Annotated in this window: 1 protein-coding gene; it reads left to right on the plus strand. The window is 61.1% G+C overall.

The genetic code is table 11. The features are described from left to right. Positions 1–30: 30 nt before the first annotated feature. Positions 31–352: ATP-binding cassette domain-containing protein (locus tag J4G14_11935; protein MCE2458506.1), on the plus strand; the 322-nt coding region annotated here is incomplete at its 3' end.

A 352-nucleotide genomic window follows, 5' to 3' on the forward strand; every position in this document is an offset into this window, starting at 1 on the left:
ATCTCAGCTTCAAACTCACATGGCGCGGCCATGTCGCTTCAGGGTGTGACCGTCGAGCTTGGCGGGTACAAGGCGCTGAACGACGTCACATTCGACGTAGAGGCAGGCACACTGATGGGGGTTGTAGGACCGAATGGGGCCGGCAAGAGCACTCTGTTCAATGCCATCGCCGGTCTCCTCCCCGTCCGCCGGGGCAGAGTAACCCTCGACGGCGTGGACCTGCGAAGTGGAGCATTGGCCTATGTCCCCCAGCACGACAGCGTCAACTGGCGGTTTCCCGTGACCGTGCAGGAAGTTGTAATGATGGGTCGGTGCTGCAGGCTTGGATTGTTCCGGCGGCCTGGTAAGAGAG

It is taken from the genome of Dehalococcoidia bacterium, from assembly GCA_021295915.1.
GTDB lineage: Bacteria > Chloroflexota > Dehalococcoidia > Lucifugimonadales > UBA1123 > VXRN01.